The 7,354-nt window shown below is 41.4% G+C and carries 6 protein-coding genes; 4 read left to right on the top strand and 2 right to left on the bottom strand.

All coding sequences use genetic code 11. From position 1 onward, the window contains the following. Window positions 1-843 (bottom strand): glycosyltransferase family 39 protein (locus TOL9009_RS49420; protein ID WP_038296399.1); only part of this gene is annotated, 843 nt, incomplete at its 3' end. Window positions 844-1,605: 762 nt separating this feature from the next. Further along, complete coding sequence (locus tag TOL9009_RS0116945) at window positions 1,606-2,004, bottom strand: mannose-binding lectin (protein WP_029633845.1); 399 nt, start codon at window positions 2,002-2,004, stop codon at window positions 1,606-1,608. Window positions 2,005-2,229: 225 nt separating this feature from the next. On the opposite strand from TOL9009_RS0116945, the gene cofH reads away from it, so the two are divergent. The 4 genes from cofH (at window position 2,230) to TOL9009_RS0116920 (ending at window position 7,336) form a co-directional block, all read left to right on the top strand. Further along, complete coding sequence (cofH, locus tag TOL9009_RS0116940) at window positions 2,230-3,369, top strand: 7,8-didemethyl-8-hydroxy-5-deazariboflavin synthase subunit CofH (RefSeq protein WP_029633844.1); 1,140 nt, start codon at window positions 2,230-2,232, stop codon at window positions 3,367-3,369. Window positions 3,370-3,520: 151 nt separating this feature from the next. Further along, window positions 3,521-4,600: a S1 RNA-binding domain-containing protein gene (locus tag TOL9009_RS0116935; RefSeq protein ID WP_242055230.1), complete on the top strand. Its 1,080-nt coding sequence runs from the start codon at window positions 3,521-3,523 to the stop codon at window positions 4,598-4,600. Between the two features lie 352 nt (window positions 4,601-4,952). Further along, window positions 4,953-5,348 (top strand): photosystem II protein Psb27, encoded by a 396-nt coding sequence (gene psb27, locus TOL9009_RS0116925; RefSeq protein WP_029633842.1) that lies wholly within the window; start codon window positions 4,953-4,955, stop codon window positions 5,346-5,348. A gap of 479 nt (window positions 5,349-5,827) precedes the next feature. After that, entirely contained in the window at window positions 5,828-7,336 is a 1,509-nt protein-coding gene (locus TOL9009_RS0116920; protein WP_029633841.1) for a family 10 glycosylhydrolase, read from the top strand. Window positions 7,337-7,354: the final 18 nt, after the last annotated feature.

The following is a 7,354-nucleotide window of genomic DNA, read 5'->3' as shown; positions in this document are numbered from 1 at the left end:
GGGGGCAGGGGGGGCAGGGGGGGCAGGGGAAGCAGAGGAAGATAGAAAAGCAAATTCCCCCTTGTCCTCCTTGTCCCCTTGTCCCCTTGTCCCCTTGTCCCCTTGTCCCCTTGTCCCCTTGTCCCCTTCTCTCCACTGTTGCCAAAAAAGAAAAATCAAAACAAAGGCTTCAGTACAAAGGGTGAGGCTAAAGAAGTAATGAGTAGCAATACCTAAAGCATTAATTACCACCCAGGAAAGTGCTGTTAAAATTGGTAGTTGCGTGCGGGTTTGGATGTGACGTGTAGCGATTACCAAACAGGCTAAGGAAGCAATTACCCACAAGATAGCTAAAGTGTAGTGACGCGCTTCTTGTGCCAGAAAAATGCCGAAGGGTGATACTGCCATTATCGCCGCTGCTATATGAGCAACCAAGCGGGAGCGAAAAGTCAACCAACTTAAGGCATAGATAGCTGGAATGGATAATGCACCAAAAATAGCCGAAAGCGATCGCGCTCCCCACAACGACACTAAACCATTTTCTGTGGGAAATAACCGCATCCACCAGTGAGCCAACATAAAATAAAGTGGCGGATGGTTACTTTCAGTGCTTAGGTGTGTCCAGACGTCATTGATGCTAGCATTGGCTTGGGGTTGTAGTGGCTGCAACAAAACATCAGGAGCGATCGCTTGATCTAAAGGTACTGGCAAAAAACTATTCCCCAGGCTAAATACCAGGGTAGAAAACTCATCAGTCCAAGGAGGTTTTGCAGTTAAGTTGATTAACCGCAAACCGATACCGATGAATAACCACATCAAAAGCAGTAAGGGGTGAAACCATTGTTTATAAAGGGAAAATTTCATTTTGGTGGCAGCAACCAGTCAATTTGTAAATATAGACTTGGGATTTGATATTTGTGTTCAATCTAAAGTCCCAAGTCTATATCTAATAACAAATTACTTCAAATGTATAATCCACTAAGAGAGGATTCCCCGTCTCCTTCCTATTTTTCCCAGTTCCACACAGTTGTTAAAGCGATCGCAATCAAGTTAGCGATGTAGCGGTTACGCACTCTTCATTTGCACGTAGCATTTGTTACTTTGTATAAACTTTTAATTTACAAGTTAATCTGATTTTTAGTGCGTTTATCAATTTAGGGACTTCCAAGAAATAAATTCAGGACTTACGCACGGACTACGTATTTCCGTCCCTATCGACGCAAGGAAGCACCTATCTAAGTCTTGTTTTCTCGCGACTGAGTGCGTAAGTCCTAAAATTATCCAAAGAAACGAACCACTCCAGACGCAGAGAACACAGAAATAGAGAGGATTTTTGCGTCAGTTTTGGGATATTTTTTTATTTGGAAGTCCCTTATTGCAGAATAAATATGCAATAAGTTAATAGCTTTTTTGGATAAATTAAAATATTTTAGCGTTAAGACCAATGTCCTAACGCTAAAAATAAGCTCTTTAACTGAAATACATTACATAACCTTTCTCTAGGCTAGGCTAATTTAAAGGTAATTTGCGAGTGCGCTCAAGTTAAAATGATTTCTACTCAGCAAATTTGCTTTGTGATTAAATAACTCAGCCATGAAAAAGGTATAACAAATAAATTGAAATCATTTATGGGCTACTTGTGTATTTGAGAAACCCATCAATGTTTTCAATTCCGTTCAAAACTATCGAAGTACGCTTCAATGAACCATCTCTTCTTTTGCAAGTAGCATTGATTCGACGCCCATTGATACCGATTTCAGGGCAAGAGTTTTGATAACTACTCACTTTGTTAGGGTTAGTTACTTTTAGATTACCATCAATATTTTCGATTCCTCTAAGAGTTAATGAAGTTTGGTTTAATGAACCATTCCTGGTTTTGCAAATAGCTGATAGCTGATTTCCCGCAATAGAAATTTGAGAACAAGTCTTTTGGTAACTACTAGGTGCAGCATCAGCACGAGGAATAATTCCCAGGCTTGTGCATGTGAATAAAAGACCGATTATCCCTACAAAGTTGGTTTTCATGAGTTTTATTTCGTTGTTTATGAAATGAATTTGCCAGTGAAAAAATTACCCCAAATGTATAATTTTGATTTTGGGAGTCAAATACCTGATTGAGTTTATGAAAGTTGATTTAAAAGAACCTACATTCTATATTGAAATAGGTAGAAGCAAATTTACTTATGCAGTTCGAGGATAAACAATATATTTATTGTCAAAATAAGAAATGTATTGTGCTTGTGAGAAATTGTGACTAGTGTAACTTTTGATGCTATTTTAGACCGCGCCGGCAGCGGGTATGATTTATCTCCTGAAGAAGGAGTAGTTTTGTTAAAACAAACAGATGCAAGTGCGATCGCCTCTATTCGCTCGACAGCTGATAAACTGCGCTATACTCAAGCTGGCGATACTGTCACCTACGTAATTAATCGCAATATTAACTTTACTAACATCTGTGAACAACACTGTAGTTTTTGCGCTTTCCGGCGCGATGATGGTGACGCGGGTGCTTATTGGTTAGATTGGGGGCAAATTTTGCCAAAATTGACAGATGCGGTGCAGCGTGGTGCAACGGAAATTTGTATGCAGGGAGGATTAAATCTACAAGCAAAGGTGAATGGCAAGTCTTTACCCTATTACCTCAAACTAGTAGAAAGCATTAAGCAAGAATTTCCCCATTTGCATTTACACGCATTCTCTCCCCAGGAAGTCCAATTTATTGCCAGGGAAGACAACCTGAAATATGTTGATGTAATTACTGCTTTCCGAGATGCTGGTGTTGGTTCAATGCCAGGAACAGCAGCGGAAGTTTTAAATGATGATGTGCGACGGATATTGTGTCCAGAAAAGATTGACACAGCTACTTGGTTAGAAATTGTCAGTACAGCGCACAAATTAGGTTTGCCTACCACTTGCACTATGCTGTCAGGACATATTGAAACCCCAGAACAGCAAATAGAGCATTTAGAAAAATTGCGTGAGCTTCAAAAAAGCGCCATTAATCAAGACTACCCAGCTCGCATTACTGAATTTATTTTACTACCCTTTGTCGGACAAGAAGCGCCCAAATCTTTACGCCGCCGTGTCGGACGCGATCAACCAGTTTTGGCTGATGCATTACTACTTACCGCTGTAGCGCGAATTTACTTAGGAAATTGGATTTCTAACCATCAGCCAAGCTGGGTAAAACTGGGACTAGCGGGTGCCACAGAAGCTTTAGTTTCCGGTTGCAACGATATCGGCGGCACATTAATGGAGGAACATATTACCACAATGGCAGGTGCTTTGGGTGGCACTTGTATGGAAGTTGATACCTTGCAAGCTGCCGTTACTTCTTTAGGAAGACCTTATCAACAAAGGGATACTCTTTATCAAAAAGTTGGTGGATAGTGGTTAGTGGTTGGTGGTTAGTTGCTAGTTGCTAGTTGACGGATAACCACTAACCACTATCCACTATCAGTAGATCGCAATATATTTTTTTGAATCAATGAGAGTGACCTTTACGCAATCCTCCAATGAAGGTGTTTTCAGAGGATGGATTTTGCTTCGCATAGAAGCCAATGATATTTGCACCCAAATTTGGACATCATCTGTATTCGATCCTTATAAAGAACTGTATATCTGGCTGGGGCAAATTCGAGACTCCCAACTACCCGCAAAAATGATAATAGATGAGGAAGGTCATCAAGTAGAGCTTATAGCTGAGTATTTGAGCGATCTACTTGTGCAATTCCGTATTGAGCCGTGGCTGTGCGGTAATGATACTACAACACGTCTCAAGATTACTACTGAGCGTTGTGAATTGATCGAGGCTTTTCATGATGGAGTCATCAAATTTCTTAAGGATGAGTATCAACCATCACAATGGTCGTATATTGATGATCTGAGCAATACAAATTGGGGATCTCTACTCAAGCCATCTAATATATCTGGTGAAAATTGGCGAACACGTTTAGCAATGTACTGGGGAGGACGTGGCAGGGTTCCCGAAACGGGACGTGAAACCGTATGGAAGCAACTGACCCTAGAACAACAATGGCTAGTAATCCTACATGATGTATTGCTATGGACTACACAATTAACAGCTAACGGTCAAATGACAGAAGCCTACGCACTGGTCAGCTTATACAAAAATCTACCAATCGATCTTGCTTTAGGTGAATTTGATCCAAGTTGGTATGAGAAGCGAAGAATTGAGTTAAACAAAAAATATGGACTGCGTGAGAACTTGATAGTAAGACGAACATCTAATAATCGGAGTGCTTCAGCAAAAGCGAGGTTGAAAACGCTTAAGCTTGGTCAACTTGTAGATGGCACTATTTGTCGAATTAGATCGTATGGTGTCTTCGTTGATATTGGGGGATATTATGTGCTATTACATATCAATGCAATTTCTCAACAACCTGTTGAGCATCTAGAGAAGGTCTTTCAAGTCGGTGACTGGGTTAGAGCAATGATTGTCTGGATTGATGTTGAAAAAGGGCGAGTGTCACTTTCAACTAGCGATCTAGAAACTGAGCCGGGTGATATGTTAACACACCCGTTACTTGTCTATGAAAAAGCAGAAGAAATGGCAGCTAGGTACTATCAGAACGTCTTGTCACGGATGGAGAATGAATAAGTGGTTAGGCAAAATTATTTATGTCATTGCGAGCGAAATGAAATGTAGCGAAGCAATCGCAACGGTTTGGGATTGCTTCATTCCGCTTCGCTCCACTCGCAATGACAAATATATATTTAATTTTGCACAACTACTTAGCATAGCCTAATCAGATAATTTTTTGTAAAACTTAGGTGTATTTGATTTTACCTGCTAATACGTAGCTATTGAATGGTGTTCTCATAAGTTGAAAAAGTTGGCGATCTACTGACTAACCACTATCAACGAACCACTAACACTATCGGATGATCCCCAGGATACCAATACAGGATAGGATAGACGTTGATTTATGCGTTATTTCACTCTTTGACTTATGAAGCGCTATTGGTCACGTCTGCTTGCCCTGGTTTTTGTTTTAGCGATCGCCTTGATGGGCTGTGGTAGTCCGGATAGTTTGACCGGCAATTATAGCCAAGACACTTTGGCTGTAGTCGATATCATGAAAAATGTGTTGGAACTTCCCAACGATGCACCAGATAAAGCAGCAATTCAAGCAGAAGCGCGTCAAAAAATTAATGACTTTTCAGCTCGCTATCAGCGGGTTAGCTCTGTTTCTACTCTAAACTCGTTTACAACCATGCGGACGGCTTTAAATTCTCTAGCTGGACACTACAGTTCTTACCCAAATCGTCCCCTGCCAGAAAAGTTGAAAAAACGCCTACAAATTGAACTTAAACAGGTAGAATTGGCTTTAAAGCGTGGCGGTTAACTATCTGCTGCTGCTTACAGCAATTGAGAGTCAAAAGTTGAAAGTTCAAATTTTTAACTTTTGAACAAACACTTGATTGTGGTCAAAACCATTTTTATTAGTGTTATACTTTTGACTCTTGACTAGGTTATTAGTTTGTGATATAAAATTGAAGTTTTAAATAGACTTGGTGCTATAAATGCCTGTGGATATCACGGTATTTTTCTTGGCAAAAGAATAAACTATGAACGCATATAAACGCGGCAAAAATTATAGTAAATTAACTCAATAACAAAATGCGGCAACAGAAATATGGTTTAGAGAGTCTTTGAAAAGTAAGGTTTAAAACCCCCTATAAATTAACCAGAAAATTTAGCTATATACTGCCCCAAGCTATCTTGTGTTGGGGCTGATAATTCTTGTCTTTCGATGATTAGCACTCCACGAACTGCCTACACCAGCACTCATAAAAATCTCTCTTACCCAGTCCCCAATCAGGTATGTCTAACCGTTCCTTGAATCTTGCAAAACCAATATTATCTTGGCGTCGCTTGTTCGCTGTTATGTTCAGCACTAGTTTGCTGATTCCCTTGGATGTTTTCAGTCAACCAGCACAAGCGCAAGTAAACGACCATTGCCAGTTATCAGCAACGGCAACCCAAGAAAAAGACAATTTACGCGCTTTGGCACAAAAAGGCAATGAAGATGCCCAGAACAACTATCGACAGTTGTTGCAACAACATGCACAAGCTTTGCGAGAATGCCGCAGTCGTACTTGGCCCCAAGTTCAAGCAATTTGGTTGCGCTTGTATCCTTGTGACATTCAACCGGGAGCGATCGATCAAATTATGGATCGAATTGTTAGCCGGGGCTATAACCAAGTTTATTTGGAAGCGTTTTACGATGGGCAAGTGTTGTTGCCAGCAGGATCTAACCCGACAGTTTGGCCCTCTGTGATTCGCACACCAGGGTCAGAAAAAGTTGATTTGTTAGCCCAAGCAATTCAAAAAGGACGAGAACGCGGTTTGAAGGTTTACGCCTGGATGTTTACAACCAATTTTGGTTATACTTACGCCCAGCGTCAAGATCGGCAAGGTGCGATCGCTCGCAATGGCAAAGGTCAAACTAGCTTATATGTTGTAGACAACGGCAGTCAAGTGTTTGTTGACCCCTACAACTTACAGGCAAAACGCGACTACTATCAACTACAGCAAGAAATAATCCGTCGTCGTCCAGATGGAGTACTGTTTGACTATATACGCTATCCGCGACAGGCAGGAAGTGATTCTATCGCCACTAAAGTTACAGATTTATGGCTATTTACCGAAGCCACTCAACAAGCTTTATTTCAACGCGCACAGAATTATAAAGGGTTGGACTTGATTCGGCGCTTTTTGACTAAGGGATACGTCACAGCCGGAGATGTCGCTGATGTCGATAAAGTGTATCCTACTGAAGGTGAACCACTTTGGCAAGGTCGCACTCCCCAAGCAGTAACAGCAGAAAAATCCCTGATGACTGCAAACGAAAGGCAACCCCTTTTGCAAGTCGAATTATGGCAGCTTGCAGTTGCCCACGCCATGCAAGGTATCCTAGATTTTGTCACTTTAGCTAGTTACCCCGCACAGCAACTAGGTATTCCCGCAGGGGTGGTGTTTTTCCCGGAAGGAAATCAATCGTTAGGACAAGGTTATGATTCTCGCTTGCAACCTTGGGATAGATTTCCCAGTAATCTTGAGTGGCATCCGATGTTGTATGCTAATTGCGCTGACACCGGTTGTATTGTTTCTCAAGCACAGCGGGTTTTAAGTGTGGCAAAACCAGGGACGCAGGTGATTCCCGCTTTAGCCGGCAAATGGGGTGAATCTATTAGTAATCGTCCGCCATTAGAAGTGCAAATGCAAGCACTGCGCCAATTAGCCCCGCAACTTAAAGGTATAAGCCATTTTGCCTATTCTTGGCAATATCCTCAAGATGATAACGATCGCAAGTTCTGTCGTGTTAAGTAATGGGACAAGGGGGATAAG

It is taken from the genome of [Scytonema hofmanni] UTEX 2349, assembly GCF_000582685.1.
GTDB classification, from domain to species: domain Bacteria; phylum Cyanobacteriota; class Cyanobacteriia; order Cyanobacteriales; family Nostocaceae; genus Hassallia; species Hassallia hofmanni.
This window is presented reverse-complemented; position numbering and strand designations above follow the sequence as displayed.